At 52.9% G+C, this 17121-nt stretch carries 10 protein-coding genes and 2 pseudogenes; 1 reads left to right on the forward strand and 11 read right to left on the reverse strand.

What is annotated here, in order from left to right; translation table 11 throughout:
- A complete protein-coding gene (gene alaS, locus RC74_RS18145; RefSeq protein ID WP_039000816.1) occupies nucleotides 1-2655 on the reverse strand; it encodes an alanine--tRNA ligase in 2655 nt (884 codons plus the stop codon).
- A gap of 123 nt (nucleotides 2656-2778) precedes the next feature.
- Nucleotides 2779-3849, reverse strand: a complete 1071-nt coding sequence (gene recA / locus RC74_RS18150; protein ID WP_039000818.1) for a recombinase RecA — start codon at nucleotides 3847-3849, stop codon at nucleotides 2779-2781.
- A 178-nt stretch (nucleotides 3850-4027) separates the two neighbouring features.
- On the opposite strand from recA, the gene RC74_RS18155 reads away from it, so the two are divergent.
- Nucleotides 4028-4624, forward strand: a complete 597-nt coding sequence (locus RC74_RS18155) for a sulfotransferase family 2 domain-containing protein (protein ID WP_039000819.1) — start codon at nucleotides 4028-4030, stop codon at nucleotides 4622-4624.
- On the opposite strand, the gene RC74_RS18160 is transcribed toward RC74_RS18155, so the two are convergent.
- From RC74_RS18160 to RC74_RS18200, 9 genes and pseudogenes are all read right to left on the reverse strand, one after another.
- Entirely contained in the window at nucleotides 4621-6879 is a 2259-nt protein-coding gene (locus RC74_RS18160) for an ATP-binding protein (protein WP_082802440.1), read from the reverse strand. The two genes, RC74_RS18155 and RC74_RS18160, sit on opposite strands and share 4 nt — an antisense overlap.
- A 190-nt stretch (nucleotides 6880-7069) precedes the next feature.
- On the reverse strand, nucleotides 7070-8242 hold the full coding sequence (locus tag RC74_RS18165) for an RsmB/NOP family class I SAM-dependent RNA methyltransferase (RefSeq protein WP_039000820.1): 1173 nt from the start codon (nucleotides 8240-8242) through the stop codon (nucleotides 7070-7072).
- 65 nt (nucleotides 8243-8307) lie between these two features.
- On the reverse strand, nucleotides 8308-9762 hold the full coding sequence (gene guaB, locus RC74_RS18170) for an IMP dehydrogenase (protein ID WP_039000821.1): 1455 nt from the start codon (nucleotides 9760-9762) through the stop codon (nucleotides 8308-8310).
- Nucleotides 9763-9854: 92 nt separating this feature from the next.
- On the reverse strand, nucleotides 9855-10643 hold the full coding sequence (locus RC74_RS18175) for an HpcH/HpaI aldolase family protein (RefSeq protein WP_039000822.1): 789 nt from the start codon (nucleotides 10641-10643) through the stop codon (nucleotides 9855-9857).
- A gap of 60 nt (nucleotides 10644-10703) precedes the next feature.
- Nucleotides 10704-11792, reverse strand: coding sequence for an ABC transporter ATP-binding protein (locus RC74_RS18180; RefSeq protein WP_039000823.1), 1089 nt, complete (start codon nucleotides 11790-11792; stop codon nucleotides 10704-10706).
- A 9-nt stretch (nucleotides 11793-11801) separates the two neighbouring features.
- Nucleotides 11802-13435 (reverse strand): annotated as a pseudogene (locus RC74_RS18185) (alpha-amylase family glycosyl hydrolase).
- Between the two features lies 1 nt (nucleotide 13436).
- A complete protein-coding gene (locus RC74_RS18190) occupies nucleotides 13437-14567 on the reverse strand; it encodes an ABC transporter permease subunit (protein WP_039000825.1) in 1131 nt (376 codons plus the stop codon).
- Nucleotides 14567-15559 (reverse strand): carbohydrate ABC transporter permease, encoded by a 993-nt coding sequence (locus RC74_RS18195; RefSeq protein WP_039000826.1) that lies wholly within the window; start codon nucleotides 15557-15559, stop codon nucleotides 14567-14569. Before RC74_RS18195 ends, RC74_RS18190 begins: the two co-directional genes overlap by 1 nt.
- 87 nt (nucleotides 15560-15646) lie before the next feature.
- A pseudogene (locus tag RC74_RS18200) lies at nucleotides 15647-16992 on the reverse strand (ABC transporter substrate-binding protein).
- Nucleotides 16993-17121: the final 129 nt, after the last annotated feature.

The raw sequence follows: 17121 nt of genomic DNA on the forward strand, positions 1-17121 counted from the left end.
TTATCCTCCAATTACGGCTTCTGCCGCTTTAATTGCTGCGTCCGACTGCGAAACATCGCTACCGCCGCCCTGTGCCATCGCGGGGCGACCACCGCCCCCCTTACCGCCGAGATGCGCCACGGCAGCCTGTACCAAATTCACGGCGGAAATTTTGTCTGTCAAATCATCGGTAACGCCCGCGGCGACCGCCGCTTTGCCATCCACATCCGCGATCACCAAAACCACACCCGATCCAATCTGCGCTTTGTATTGCGCAACCAAATCGGGCAGGTCTTTGCCGCTGACGCCTGACAGAACCTGCGCAAGGAAAGCAACGCCGTTAACGTCCCGCGCTTCAGCGGCCTCGCCCGCACCTGCCATCGCCAACTCACGACGCAATTGTGCCACTTCGTTTTGCAAGGATTTGCGCTCATCCATCAAAGCTTTCACACGGTCAGGGACCTGTGCTGGTTGCGCCTTGAGCATCCCCGTCAGAGCACCAAGATGCTGAGTTTGCTCGCGAATATGGGCCAACGCACCCTCGCCCGTAAGAGCTTCAATCCGACGCACACCCGACGAAGACGCCCCGTCAGACAGCAAGATAAACGCACCGATATCGCCCGTACGCTTCACATGTGTCCCGCCACAAAGCTCCAGAGAATAGGTATTTCCCGACAGTCCCTTTTTGGATCCTGCGGCAACGCCCATCGAAACAACGCGGACCTCATCGCCATATTTCTCGCCAAACAGCGCCTGGGCGCCAAGGGCGCGCGCATCATCTGGCGTCATAATCCGTGTGTCCACAGGCGTGTTTTGACGGATAAAGGCATTTACCTCGGCACTCACCTGTTCAAGATCTTCGGCCTCAAGCGCTTTGCCGTGGCTGAAATCAAACCGCAAACGATCATCTGCATTCAACGATCCACGCTGCGCCACATGGTCACCAAGACGAGCGCGAAGGGCTTCGTGCAGCAGGTGTGTCGCGGAGTGATTGGCCCGAATAGACGCACGGCGCGCGTGGTCAACCTGAAGTTCCGCGCCCTGCCCTGTGGAAATCTCGCCCTCAGAAACGGTTGCGGAATGAACAAACAAGCTGCCTATTTTACGTGTGTCGGTGATCTTGGCCGCGCCAGTGCCCGTTTTCAAAAGCCCCGTATCGCCAATTTGGCCACCACTTTCCGCGTAAAACGGTGTTTGGTTCACGACAACCTGAACTTTGGACCCTTTGGATGCCGCATTTTGTGCGGCTCCTTCAGAAACGATCGCGAGTATTTGCCCCTCAGCGACCTCAGTTTCATAGCCCAAGAACTCGGTGCTGCCATGGGCATCCGCAAGTTCGAACCAAATCGCAGCGTCTGCGGTTTCGCCCGACCCCGACCAAGCGGCGCGGGCCATTGTTTTCTGGTTCTCCATGGCTTTTTCAAAGCCCTCGATGGCAACCGAGCGGCCTTTTTCCCGCAAAGCATCCTGCGTCAGATCAAGCGGAAATCCATAGGTATCATACAATTTAAAGGCGGATTCACCGGAAAGGTCTTCCCCTTCTGCAAGCCCTAAAATCTCATTATCCAAGAGCTTTAGTCCACGATCAAGCGTTTGACGGAACCGTTGCTCCTCAAGTTTCAAAGTCTCTTCGATCATCGCTTGGCCTTGCGACAACTCAGGATACGCGCCGCCCATTTGGCTCACCAAAGCCGGAACAAGTTGGTGCATAACCGGATCTTTGGCCCCCAGAAGATGCGCGTGGCGCATGGCGCGACGCATGATGCGACGCAACACATACCCGCGCCCTTCGTTGCTTGGCATAACACCCTCTGCAATCAAAAATGACGTCGAGCGAAGGTGGTCAGCAATGACGCGGTGGTGCACGTTTTTGTCACCATAAGGCGCCTGCCCCGTTACACTTGCCGACGCTTCGATAAGCGTTTTGAACAAGTCGGTGTCGTAATTATCATGGCTGCCCTGTAGCAAGGCCGCAATTCGTTCAAGCCCCATGCCCGTATCAATCGAAGGCTTGGGCAAGTTCAAACGGTCGCCGTTTTCTTGCTGCTCGAACTGCATGAAAACGATGTTCCAAATTTCAATAAAACGATCGCCGTCTTCTTCTGGTGAACCGGGAGGACCACCCCAAATGTGATCGCCGTGATCATAGAAAATTTCCGTACACGGTCCACATGGGCCTGTCGCGCCCATCGACCAAAAGTTATCGTCCGTCGGGATGCGGATAATGCGATCATCCGACAGGCCCGCATATTTCTTCCAAATATTCGCGGCCTCATCATCGGTGTGATAAACCGTAACGAGGAGTTTATCCTTGTCGATCCCGAACTCTTTGGTCAGTAAATCCCACGCGAAGGGAATGGCTTCTTCCTTGAAATAGTCGCCGAAACTAAAATTCCCGAGCATTTCAAAAAACGTGTGATGGCGCGCAGTATAACCAACATTGTCGAGGTCATTATGTTTGCCTCCAGCGCGCACACATTTTTGGCTCGAGGTGGCGCGGGAGTAGTCGCGCTTTTCAACACCTGTGAACACATTCTTAAATTGAACCATACCTGCATTTGTAAACATAAGCGTGGGATCATTGCGCGGAACCAAGGACGAGCTGTCAACAACCGCGTGACCGTTGCCCTTGAAATAATCAAGGTAAGTGGATCGAATATCATTTAAGCTCGGCATGGCACGCTCTTTCAGACAGAATTTTCATGGTTTCCTTGGTTTAGCTGTGCACCCGCGCCCTGTCCATACGAAGAAAGGCCCACTGAACGTTCAGCGGGCCTTTTACTTCAATTTTGAGACGATTTAGGCTTCGAGAATATCATCACTATCATTGGTCTTCTTTTCACCGAAATCCAAACCGTGAGCCGCTCGAATTTTATCTTCGATTTCAAGGGCAATCACAGGATTATCGGCAAGGAATGCCTTGGCGTTTTCGCGGCCTTGACCGACACGCTCGTCGCCGTAGCTAAACCATGAGCCAGACTTGTCGACAACACCCGCTGCGACACCAAGATCTAGCAACTCACCTGTCTTGGAAATCCCCTCACCAAACATGATGTCAAACTCAACTTGCTTAAAGGGCGGTGCCACCTTGTTCTTCACGACTTTCACGCGGGTCGAATTGCCAACAATTTCATCGCGATCTTTCACGGACCCAGTCCGGCGAATATCCAAACGCACTGAACTATAGAATTTAAGCGCGTTACCGCCTGAAGTCGTCTCAGGGCTGCCAAACATAACGCCGATTTTCATGCGGATTTGATTAATGAAAATGACCATGCAATTGCTGCGCGAAATCGATCCCGTTAATTTTCGCATCGCTTGACTCATGAGGCGGGCCTGAACACCAACTGAACTATCCCCCATATCGCCTTCAAGCTCGGATTTTGGTGTTAACGCAGCAACGGAATCTACAACGACCATACTGACTGCCCCAGAACGCACCAGAGTGTCAACAATTTCAAGAGCTTGCTCACCGGTGTCTGGTTGAGATATCAACAACTCATCAATATCGACCCCCAAACGCTTTGCATAGACTGGATCAAGCGCATGCTCTGCATCAACAAAAGCACAGACCCCTCCGGTTTTTTGCCGCTCGGCCACGCAATGCAACGTCAGTGTCGTCTTCCCGGAACTCTCTGGACCGTAAATTTCAATGATGCGCCCCATTGGCAAACCGCCAATGCCAAGAGCAATATCCAGACCAAGGGATCCTGTAGAAGACGCCTCGATTTCTGCAATTGCCCCAGCGCCCAATTTCATAATTGCGCCCTTGCCAAATTGACGCTCGATTTGCGCGAGCGCTGCATCCAGCGCCTTTTGCTTGTCTTGAGATTTTTTATCGCTCATTTTTGAAAGCTCTGCCGTTGCCATGTTTTCCAGTCCTTATTTCACACCCCGTCACGGGCAGCAATCACCAACAATGTTCGCCTCTTGTTCTCTTATGAGATCAAAGTGAGAACATTTCAATACAAATTTACTGAAACCACTATTTATTTAATTTCTTAAGGAGTAGTTTACGAGTAAGAATGAGAGAAAAGGATGGGTCTAAATGCTTGTTTTCTGGAAACAAAAACTTGTTTTCTTGGCAGTCCCCAAGACGGGAACTTCTGCGATAGAAGAGGCGTTAGGGCCAATTGCGGACATGAGAATCACCAACCCGCCGATGTTCAAACACATGCCACTCGTCCGATTTAATACGTATATTAAACCGTTTATACTAGAAAATTTTGACGTAGAGATTGAAACCGTCGCGGTTGTTCGCAATCCAATTGACTGGCTTGGGAGTTGGTATCGGTACCGTAGTCGCCCAGATTTGGCCGGTAACCCCAATAGTACCGCCGGAATGAGTTTTGACACCTTTGTCGAAGGCTACTTGAAAAATAAAAAACCAGCCCATTCGAACGTTGGATCGCAAGCCATTTTTGTTTCCCGCCACAACGGGCCGATTGGTGTGACGCATCTATTCCAATATGAGCAATTGGACAAACTAATTGAATTCCTTGAGGCCCGCCTAAACATCGGCATCTCGCTTGCGCGTACAAATCAATCTCCAAAAGGCAGTGTGGTTCTCTCATCCGAAATGGAGGAGAGGCTTCGAAGAAAGCGAACAGAAGAGTTTGCAGTTTGGGAGGTTGCTAGGCGTTAAATAAGTTGATTTTGAACCGTCGACGTCAAATCGTTTAGCGAAAAAGGTTTGGGAAGGAACACTGAATTGGGTATTTGCCGTTGATTGTCGGAAAAATCCTCCTCAGCATACCCTGAAACAAAAACGACTTTGACACCTGGGCGGTCTTTCAGCGCAATTTTCACCCAACTCGGACCGTCCATGCCAGGCATAATCACATCGGTCACAAAGATATCAACAGTTAATTCTTTGTCCTCCAAGGTTTTCAGCGCCGATTCCGCATCTTCAGCTTCGAGCACAGTGTAGCCTCGAAGACGCAACGCCCTTGAGGCAAACGCTCGAACGGGAGCCTCGTCCTCAACAAGGAGCACAACGCCTTCACCCGTTTTGGATACATAGCTTTGATCCCTTATTATTGGGGCAACTGGCTGCTCGACGGGACCGTCAAATGCTGGGAAGTAAAGTGTGAACGAGGTTCCGCTTCCAACCACGCTATCTACAAAAATAAACCCACCCGACTGTTTCACAATCCCGTAGGCCGTGGAAAGCCCAAGCCCCGTCCCTTCTCCCGTTCGTTTTGTTGTGAAGAAGGGTTCAAAAATTTTGGGCAACCTATCGGCGGGTATTCCGACCCCTTCATCGCTAACACGAACGATGACATAGTCTCCTGGTGGAACAACGGCCCGATCTCTCTCAAGGGGGACGCGTAGCGTGCGACTTTGCGTCTCAACTCGAATTTCACCACCATCAGGCATCGCGTCTCGCGCGTTTACCACAAGGTTCATAAGCACCTGCTCGAGCTGTCTTTTGTCCGCACGAATTGTTTGAAGGTCTGGATCATGTGTTACAGACAAAACGACCTTCTCTCCTACAAGTCGGTTTAAAAGATGCGCTAGATCAGAAAGCGTGTCACTCAGATCGATCGTCTCTGGACTTAGATTTTGTTTGCGCGAAAATGCCAAAAGCTGCCCAACCAACGATGCTGCTCGATTGGCATTCTGGTTGATTTGAACCAGATCGGCGAAATCGGAATCTCCTTGGTCATGTCGCAGCAGCAATAGGTCGCAGTGCCCTGAAATCGCGGTGAGGAGATTGTTGAAATCATGTGCTACTCCGCCTGCGAGCTGTCCAATCGCCTGCATCTTTTGACTTTGCACAAACTGTGCCTCAAGTGTTTTGAGTTCCGTCGCATCATTGAGAACGGCCACAAGAAGGGGAACACCGTCTTGAATCACACGACTTAATGTCACTTGAAGGAAAACCTCTTTGTCGGGATTTCTGGCTTTTAGAAACTCCGTATTGTTCATTCCCCGCCCCTGTGCGGCTTCCGACAACCAATCGACGATTGAGCGCCCCAAACCCTCCATAAGATCAGAAAGAGGGGTGCGCTCAGGAATGTCACTTGCCAATAAATCTCGCGACTTTTTATTCGCCGCCACAACCAAGCCATCCGACGTAATTTTCATCAAGGGAACAGGGATATCGTCGAAAAACGGCCAATCTCCTGTCACGAGGTCATTCGTTTGGTTACGCGGTAAGATATAAATCTCTCTACGACCTCCGGTGCTTTCAAGCTCCGCAACAACAGCCCGCATTGGGCCCTCTCGGGTGGTAATTTCGTTTTCCATACCGCTTCGAACTGGCAAAGAATTGAAAATTCGATCCAAAGTTTTTACACGCTCCCCCACCAGTCGACGAAAGGATTCGTTCATAAATAATACGGTTCCTGACCTGCTCGCCGTTAGCATAGGTAAACTCATACCTTCGGCGCCGCCTCTCGAGCCAGATTGGTCAGCGAGTTCGTCCAAGCGCCACACATAGAAATCCGGCCCAGATAGATGTACGGAAATACGGACATGCCCCCGTCGCGTCACGATATCATCGCGCGCTGAGCCAAGGGCGAGCGCTTTATTTTGCAGGCGAAAGACGACCGACGATGGGTTTGCAAACAGATCGCCAAAACAGCTTGCGAGGGATCTGCCTGTACAGAAGCTAAACCGTTCATTCGCCGCTATATTTTGATACTCAATCTCCCCGTCTGGGCCAGTAAGAAAGCTTGGCGAGGGTTCGTTGCGGACAACTTTCGCCACGGCTTTCACGCTTCTGGCGCGCCGGCGTGCGGAGCGCATTGTATTCGCATGCAGCAGCAACGCCATAAATGCCAAAGTCAAACCCGCAGCAAGAAAGGCGATCCCGAGTTTAGGTGCAGGAACAACAAACCCCAACACCACGAGCACACCAGATCCAATAAGAATCGGAACCAGTCGCATCGACATAAGGGACGCCGATTTTTGTGCTGTGGCGGGCGACAGCGCATTCTCTGACACAAGGAACTCCCAAATTCGATTCGACTTGATGCAGCATCAAGCACGATTGGTTAAGCTTGCATTAATAAATGGCTGCCCCATACGAATTTGTGAACAATCACCACAAAAAAATTACGTTATTGCGAAATTGCGCCCCCGTTTAGGCCCTTTTCAAGATCGCCACAAAGAAGCCATCTCCGCCAGCCAAGGGGGTCAACCGCTCTTGGGACATACATCTCCAATCGGAATTCGCCGCCAAAAACGCCTCGACTTGGGCCTCATTCTCGGCGCGTAACAGAGAGCATGTCAAAAACGCGAGTACACCGCCTTTAGAAACGTACTCTTTTGTTTTAGCAAGGATTTCCGCTTGAATACTCGTCAATTCATCAAGGCGTTCCTGCGTGAGTGCCCATTTGCCCTCTGGCGCACGCCGCCACGCGCCAGACCCCGAGCAGGGCACGTCGCACACGACAACGTCGTAGGGGGCGTTTTGCGCAACCTCGACAGTTTCCAGAACCTTGACCTCAACCCCTGCGCGCTCAGCCCGAACGGGGATATCGCGCATCCGAAGATGGGAGATATCATGGGCAAAGAGGGAGACCGCGCCCTTGGGCATCCGCGCCGCAAGGGCGAGGGATTTTCCACCGCCCCCAGCACAATAGTCCAAAACGCGTGCGCCGTTTTTGAGAGGAATTTGGTCTGTGACAAATTGCGAAGCCGCGTCTTGAAGTTCAACATAGCCCTCTGCGAAAACCTTGGAATTCTGTACACGACGTGGATTTTTCGTCACCAGCAAGGCAGACGGGGACAAGTCATGCGCCTCTGCCACGATCTCTTCAGCGGCCAAAGCCGCAATCGCTGCGTCGCGTGTGGTCGCTTGCAAATTCACCCGCAAAAACACAGGGGCGCGGGATTGAAGCAGCGTCAGGACAGGTGCGAAGTCTTCGCCTAAATCCGCTTGCAATTGAGGCGCGAGCCATTCGGGAACGTCCAGTGCATCGTGACCCTGTGGCGCGTGGCCTTCCGCCAATTCCTCCTCGGAGAGGGGTTTGGGCGCGTAGCCTTCGCCGGTAAATACATCTTGCGGATCAAGGCCTTGCGCACGAAACAGCCCCGTTAGTATTGCACGCCCAGTTTGCTCCCCGCCCCAGACGGAAAATGACTGTTTGCAACGCAAGGCTTCAAACACAAGGTCGCGCACCGCCACGCGATCCTTGGACCCCGCATAGCGATTTGAGCGCGCCCAAGTCGTCAGTTGTTTCTCCGCAGGGTCCCCCGCCAAAACGGCATCCAAAATCTCAATCGCAGAAGCGACGCGTGCACCAGGTGTCATTTTGGTATCCTTTTAGGCGGCCCCTTTGGGCGTATGTTTTGAAGAGCGCACAGGCACCCTCCCCTTTATCCGATGCGGTAATTCGGACTTTCGCGGGTGATTTGTACGTCGTGGACGTGGCTCTCTTTGAGGCCCGCCCCTGTGATTTTCACAAACGTACAATTGCGCCGCATTTCTTCGACCGTTGCATTGCCAGTATAGCCCATTGCCGCGCGAAGCCCGCCGACCAATTGGTGGATGACATTGCTGGCCGTACCCTTATACGGCACCTGTCCCTCAATGCCTTCGGGCACGAGTTTGTCGCTGGCTGCGTCTTTTTGGAAGTACCGATCCGCAGAACCACGCGCCATGGCGCCTAGGCTGCCCATGCCACGGTAAGACTTAAAGCTACGGCCTTGATAGAGAATGACTTCGCCGGGGCTTTCATCGGTTCCTGCGATCATGCTGCCGACCATGGCACAGCTTGCGCCTGCGGCGATTGCTTTGGCGAAATCGCCCGAAAATTTGATGCCACCATCTGCAATCACAGGCACGCCACTTTCGGCCGCCCCGCGCGCACAATCCATCACGGCAGTAAGTTGTGGAACGCCCACACCGGCTACCATGCGCGTTGTGCAAATCGAACCGGGTCCAATCCCAACCTTGACGGCATTCGCCCCTGCTCCGATCAAGGCCCTCGTTGCCTCGGCTGTGGCCACGTTGCCCGCAATGATCTGAATGTCGTTTGAAACGGCCCGCGCACGCTCAACAGCGCGCGCAACACCCTCAGAGTGGCCGTGGGCCGTGTCGATCACCACAATATCCACACCTGCATCAATCAGCGCCATTGTGCGCTCAAATCCTGCGTCGCCCGTTGTGGTTGCCGCAGCAACCCGTAGGCGTCCAAGATCGTCTTTGGTGGCGTCTGGGTTCAAAACGGCTTGCTCGGAGTCTTTGAGGGTCAGCAAACCGGTCAATTTACCGTCGCTATCTGTCACAAGAAGTTTTTCGATCCGGCGGGCCTGCATCAAGGAACGCGCCTCTGCGAGGTCGGCAGGTTCACGCAAGATGGCTAGATCCGTACCCGTCATCATTGCCGAAACAGGCGTTTTATCGTCAGTTGCAAACCGCATATCGCGATTGGTCACAATGCCAACAACCCGTCCGGAACCGTCCACAACGGGAAATCCAGAAATCCTGTAGCGTTCCATGAGCGCCTTGGCATCGGCCAGCGTTTGCTCGGCGCGCAGGGTGATGGGATTGAAAACAATGCCGCTCTCGAAGCGTTTTACACGGCGCACTTGGCGCGCTTGCTCCTCGATATCAAGATTGCGGTGGATAACACCCATCCCGCCGGCCTGGGCCATCGCAATCGCCATGCGATCCTCGGTGACCGTATCCATCGCAGAGCTCAGCAACGGGATGTTAAGACGAATAGATTTCGTCACAAACGTTGAGGTATCAGCGGTGGACGGCAACACCGATGAGGCGGCCGGAACAAGTAGGACATCGTCGAAGGTAAGAGCCTCGCGAATTTCCATGGGGATTCTCCTTGGATGCTTCGTTTGACGAGGCCATATCGCATGGAACCGGACATTTAGAAACCCCTAAAGCGCGGTTTCGTGTCGATGGTCTATTTCCCAAGGGACGCGCGGGCGAGCGCCGCCCGACTTGCAAAGGCCTCGCGCATCAAAATCACGTCGCTTCCGACCGCGATAAAGCGCGCACCAAGAGCGGCGAAAGGGGCAATTTGGTCCGTGTTCCCTGCGAAAATCCCAACGGGTTTGCCCGCGGCCCGAATGCGCGCGGCGGCGTGGGTCATTGCCGCCATAACGTCTGGGTGCATCGCCTCAGGGCCATATCCCCCGACATGTCCCATATCCGTCGCCAAATCGGCGGGGCCAATAAATACAGCGTCAACGCCTTCAGTATTCGCAATCGCATCGATATTCTCAATCGCGCGGGCGGATTCAACCTGCACCATCAACGCGACCTCCTCGTTCGCATTCGCCATATAGGTCGTATCCGCGCCATAGCCACTCACACGGGCCACCATGGCGCCAACGCCCCTCCGCCCCTGCGGCGCATAGCGCATGGCTTGCGCTAAATCATGCGCTTGGGCGCCGGTTTCCACCATTGGCACCAAAACCGTCTGAAACCCCAGATCCAATACCTGTTTAATCATCCAATCCGCGCCAGTGACAACTCGCACGGCGACGGGAACATGCCCCTGAAGAACCCGCAATTGGTCTCGCAAGGATGTTATGTCATTTGGGCCGTGTTCCCCGTCCAGAACCACCCAATCAAACCCAGCCAGCGCCGCGATTTCGGCCACGGTTGCACTCGCGGAACCGACCCACAATCCAAGGCAAGTTTCGTCACGGCGCAGAGCGGCAATCAATTCGTTTTTGGGGGTGGTCATTGGGAATCTCCACGGGAAAAAACCGAGGTTTCCACAGCGACTACGGTAACACAAGACGCCCTAGTCCCGATAAAGCAACGAACGTCCCTCGTGGAAGACATGGATTTTCTCGGGCGGTGCGGTTAATGTGACGACTGCCCCCTTTGAAACCTGCTGAATTCCGGGCAATTTAGCGACGAAGGTTTCGTCACGGCCATCCTTATGAAAATACAGCAATGTGACCTCGCCAAGCGCTTCAGTGATGGCAACTGACCCCTTATAAACTGGAATATTCTCCGCTGGCACAAGGTCCTCCGGACGTACCCCGACATTAACCTTCTTACCCATATCTTCAGGACGTGTTGGCACATTGGACACCGCCCGTGTGTCATCACTCAAGGCAATCGTGGTCTGCGCCCCCGTCCCGACGATTTCGCCCGCAATCAAATTCATCGCGGGCGAGCCGATAAACTGCGCCACGAATTCGTTCTCGGGCCGCTCATACAACTCAAGTGGCGTACCAACTTGCGAAATGCCCTTGTTGGCCAGAACCACAATCCGCGTTGCCAAAGTCATGGCTTCCACCTGATCATGGGTCACATAAATCATCGTGCTATCGGGCATCGCCTCTTTGAGTTGGGCAATCTCAATCCGTGTCGCCACCCGCAGGGCCGCATCAAGGTTTGAGAGCGGCTCGTCAAACAAATATACCTTTGGATCGCGCACAATCGCCCGTCCAATCGCCACCCGTTGCCGCTGCCCGCCAGAGAGTGCTTTTGGCAACCGATCCAAATAGTCGGTCAGCTGGAGCTTCTCGGCGGCCCTATTTACGGCGATGTTAATTTCCGCCTTTGGCATCTTGGCAATGCCGAGGGCAAAAGCCATGTTATCGCGTACCGTCATATGCGGATAAAGCGCATAGGATTGAAACACCATGGCAATCCCACGTTCCGCTGGCGGCACATCATTCACGACAGTTCCGTCGATTTCGAGTGACCCCGATGTGATTCGCTCAAGCCCCGCAACCATGCGTAAAAGCGTTGATTTTCCGCATCCCGACGGGCCAACAAATACAATTAATTCACCGGTTTTAATGGTCAGGTTGATATCCTTAAGGACATTCGTATTGCCGTAGGATTTGACAATGTTCGTTAATTTGAGATCTGCCATTATCCCCTCCTATGTGTGCGTGCGGCGCAAGATTGCACCTTGCCATGGCGCGAGATTTACATCCTGCGCGAGGCCGATTTCCTGCCCGATAAATTGCCAGTCCGTTGAGGGGGCAACGATCTGGTGTGCACCCTGCCCCATATTGAAATAACACAAGAGTTCCATATTGTTGCTAGACCTTTTGAATGTCAAAATGTCGCCGTTCGCTTCGAGATCGGTAAGCGTTCCTACTTTCAAAACGGAAAGCTTAGAGCGGAAGGCCAAAACGGACTTGTAGTGATGGAAAAGTGATGCTGGATCAAGCGCTTGGGCGGAGGCGTTCAAATGAAGATGCTCCGCAGGAACCGGTAGCCACGGCTTATGCGTACTAAATCCCGCATTTGCATTCGATGGCTCCCAAACCATGGGGGTACGACATCCATCGCGCCCTTTAAATTCTGGCCAAAATTGGATTCCATAGGGATCTTGCAAGTCTTCAAAGGCAACGTCCGCCTCTTCCAACCCAAGCTCTTCGCCTTGATACAGGCAAACTGATCCACGCAAACTACTGATAAGAATGGGAAAAAGGCGTTTCGCCCCTTCCGACAAATTCCAGCGACTGGCATGGCGTGCGACATCATGATTGGAGAAGGCCCAGCATGCCCATCCATCCGAAGCGACCCGTTCGACCTCATTCAAAACCTCGGCAACCCGTGTTGCAGTCAGTGGAGTTTGTGAAAGAAATTCAAAGGCATAGCACATCTGCATCAAGTCGTCGCCAGCCGTATATTGCCCCATGATTTCAAGACCACGCTGCGCATCGCCCACTTCGCCGACTGCTGCGGCCCCGTATGGCTCCATCACTGCGCGAAATTTACGAAGGAAATCAATGTTTTCCGGCTGATTTTTGGAGTAGATATGCTCCTGATGATTATAAGGGTTCACCGAAGGCGCAATTGAATCGTTCCGTGCTTCTTTTGGCAACGCAGGATTATCGCGTAACTCTTTGTCTGCAAAATAGAAATTGATGGTATCAAGGCGAAACCCGTCTACCCCGCGCTTAAGCCAAAACCGCGCTACATCCAACAAGGCTTCCTGAACCGCAGGTTCATGGAAATTGAGGTCAGGCTGGCTGGTTAAAAAGTTGTGCAAGTAATACTGGCAACGCCGCGCGTCCCACGTCCAAGCAGGTCCGCCGAAGATTGACAACCAGTTGTTTGGAGGTGTTCCATCCGGCTTAGGGTCGGCCCAAACGTACCAGTTTTCTTTTTGGTTATCAGTAGATTGCCGACTTTCCTTGAACCAGTTGTGTTGGTCTGATGTATGCGAAAGGACAAGGTCAATCATGACTTTCAAGCCAAGAGAATGCGCCTTGGAGACCAGTGTATCAAAATCGCTCAACGTGCCAAACATCGCATCGACATCGCAATAATCGCTCACATCATATCCGAAATCCTTCATCGGTGAGGTGAAAAACGGCGAGATCCAGATAGCATCGACCCCGAGGTTAGAAATATAGTCTAACCTACTGGCAATACCGGGCAAATCTCCAATGCCGTCGCCGGTACTGTCTTGAAAACTACGGGGTATATTTGATAGATGACGGCTCCGCGCCACCAGTCAGGATTTTTTTCTGAAGGGATCATATTCTCAACTTTGCTCATGTTATCCACCTTTGACTGAGCCCGAGAGCAACCCACGGACGAGGTATTTTTGAAGCCCAAAAAAGACGCCGAGCGGTACCGCAATGGAGACAAAGGCCGAGGCGGCAAGGATTTCCCAATCCCCCCCTCGACTGCCCAAAAGTTCGCGCAGACGCCCCGTCATCACCAATTGATCTTCGTTGTTGCCAAGGAAAACCGTCGCCACAAGCAAATCGTTCCACACCCATAAGAATTGGAAAATCGCGAAACTTGCGAGGGCCGGAAAGGACAGAGGCAAGACGATTTTACGAAAAATATCGAAATCCGTGGCACCATCAACGCGGGCACTTTCAATAATTTCTCGCGGTAACCCCGCGATATAATTACGTAAAAGGTAGATTGCCATGGGGAGGCCAAAGCCCGTATGGGCAAGCCAAATGCCGAGGTAATCTTTGCCAATCCCGATCTCATTGTGCAATTTGAGCAAGGGGATCAGAGCCATTTGAAGCGGCACCACCAACAGCCCAACGACCGTCGCAATCAAGAGCGATCGCCCCGGAAACTCCATCCACGCAAGGGCATAGGCAGCAAATGCCGCAATGAGGATTGGGATGATCGTTGCGGGGATTGTCACGGTAAACGTGTTGATGAAGCTTCGCCCTATTCCCTCTGAAAACAATACGTTACGATAGTTATCTAAAGTAAATTTGGGTTGTTCAAGGGAGGTTACAAAAATGCGGACCCCCCGCGAGCCTGCTGGTTTTTCAAGTGACGTGATTTGATAGGCCCCGTCGGGCTCAACCCGAATGAAGGCCCCTTGCCGTTCCGCGACGTCTCCGGGCGCGAATTCAGTCGGGCGATTTGCGTTAATCCCGAAGGCGGTGACGACGGCGGGCTCTGGAAAAAGACTGCCCGAGATAAGCCATCCGTCGCCGTCCTCAACGGCCGTATCTGGGTCAGCACCGCGCAGCGTTAGGTTGCGCTCGCCCGCCGATAGCGACGTCCACCAACCGGATGTCGAGATTTGATCACGGTCCCGAAAGGAGCTGACCAGCAAGCCAAAAGTCGGAATTGTCCAGAGAACCACGAGTACCAAAACCGAAAGATTCACGACCCACGTCAGACGCGATTTCACACCAGCAATATTATCCACTATGAAATCTCCCGACGTGCATTGCGTATATTCCAAATCATAATCGGGGTTACCAAAATCATGATCACGAGCGCCACCGTACTGGCGCGGCCATTATCGAGGCCCCTAAACATCCAATCGAACATCAAATTCGCTAGGACTTGTGTGCCCCATTGGCCGTTTGTCATGGCGAGAACGATGTCGAAAACCTTGAGCACAAGGATGGTGATTGTGGTCCAGACTACGGCGATTGTGCCCCAGATTTGAGGGACTTTGATCTTCCAAAATATCTGCAACGGGCTGGCACCATCCAGAATTGCGGCCTCGATGGTTTCTTCGGAAATCCCGCGCAGGGCGGCCGAAAGGATGACCATGGCGAAGCCCGTTTGGATCCACACCAAAATGGCCATCAAGAAGAAAGAGTTCCAAAACGGCAGGGTGATCCAAGCCTGTGGCGCGCCGCCAAAATAGGTTACGATTGCGTTGAGCAGGCCGATTTGTTCTTGGCCTTCGCCACGGTAATCATAGACGAATTTCCAGATCACCGAGGCCCCGACAAAAGAGATCGCCATGGGCATAAAAATAAGGGATTTCGCGAAATTCCCCCAACGAATTCGGTCAGTGAGGGCGGCGGCAATAAGGCCAAAGAACGTGGCCGCAGCGGGCACGACTACCAGCCATAACATATTGTTTTGCATGGATTCCGCGAATTTTGTATCGACCAGTAGCCATTTGTAATTATCAGCGCCAGTAAATTCCTCGCCGTTGGCATCATGCAGCGAAAGCCAGATCGACATCACAACCGGATAGACCAGATACGTTGCCAACAAAGCGATGGCCGGAAACAGGAAGAGCCAAGGGCGAATGGCGGAAGCACGGTTGATATTGCGGCCCGCGTTCACACCGCGTGCGGGGTACTTCCAGTCGAGTAGATAGTTGGAGAAGAAGTAATAGGCCACACAGCCAAAGACGCCTGCTACAACGGTAAAAAGGGCCCAGAAAAGCTGTTCCATCGCGACCTCGCCAATAAAAGAAAGTGGGGGAATTCAGGAGTGCGAAGGCCTCGCATTCACGCGGGACCTTCTAAGAGGGCGTTAGGCTTACTTAATGCCGTCCCAAGTATTTTGGATGTCAGCGGCCACATCTTCGGCGGATTTCCCACCCGTGTAATCCACCATGCCGGTCCAGAAAACACCTGCGCCGATCGCACCGGGCATCAGGTCGGACCCATCAAAGCGGAAGGTATCTGCGCCCAAGAGGATTTCCCCCATTTTGCGTTGTGCATCGCTTTCGTATACAGCGGGATTCACGCCATTGTGCGGGGTAAGGAAGCCACCTTGTGCCATCCAAATCTCGTGTGCGAGGGGCGACTTGATGTAGTCCATAAAGGCGCGTGCCCCTTTGGAATCCTGCGTGATTGTCGCAACGGTTCCGGCTCCCAAAACTGGCTTGCCGAGGTCTTTGCTGGCATAGGCTGGGAAGTAGAAGAAGTCAGCGTCTTCACCCATAACCGTGCCTTCAGGGAAGAACGCGGGAATGAAGCTGGCTTGACGGTGCAAATAGCATTGCGGGGGGATTCAAAGAGGCCTTTTGGGCTGTCGCGGAAGTCCGTGGAAGCCACGGTCCCTGCGCCACCGGCAACATAGGCGTCGTTGCGGGCGAATGCGCCGAATTCTTCGATCGCGGCAATAATCGCGGGGTCATTGAACGGGATTTCGTTGGCAACCCATTGGTCATAGACGGAAGGAGGCGATGTGCGCAAAAGCATATCTTCAACCCAGTCGGTTGCAGGCCAGCCGGTCGCGGACCCTGATCCCAGACCGATACACCATGGTGTGCCGCCATCCGCAACGATTTGTTCGGAAAGCGCTTTCAACTCTTCCATCGATTGCGGAATTTCGTAACCTGCATCCTCAAAATTCTCGGGCACATACCAAACCAGCGATTTCAGGTCGGCACGATAAAACAGGCCGTAGAACTGATCGTTGCCGTCTTTGTCGGCATAGGTTGCCAAATCAACCCAAGACTGACCCGCCGCGTAGTTTTCGCGCACCCAGTCAGCATCTGTGCTTTCAAGCGGCGAAAGCAAGCCTTTGGCCGCGAGATTTGCCGCAAGGCCAGGCTGTGGGAAAATTGCGATATTTGGCGGGGAACCTGCTTCGGTATCGATCAGGATTTGTTGCTCAAAACTGTCGGAACCAGAATACTGTACGTCAATGCCGGTGGCCTCTTCAAAGTAGGCTGCTGCGGATTCGAAACGGTCTTTTTCTTCGCCGAGCCACGGGCCGAATACGGTCACTGTCTCACCGGATAAATCCATGGACTTAAGGGCTTCGTAACTCTCCCAGTTAAAATCCCCCTCGCCCGGCGTAAACAGAAGGTCGGCCTGCGCCGTCCCTGCGGTGAGTGCGATCACGGCCGCACCAGTCAACAATTTGTGTTTCATTTTCTTCCTCCCAAGTAGCGCTGAGCGCTTTGTTTTTTTCAAAAGCGCTTTTGAAGGGTACGACCACAGTGGATGAAAAGTCGAATCGTAAAAACCAAAGCGCTTTGGAAAAAATACAATTGCGCAGTT

This window comes from Falsihalocynthiibacter arcticus (assembly GCF_000812665.2).
Classification (GTDB): domain Bacteria; phylum Pseudomonadota; class Alphaproteobacteria; order Rhodobacterales; family Rhodobacteraceae; genus Falsihalocynthiibacter; species Falsihalocynthiibacter arcticus.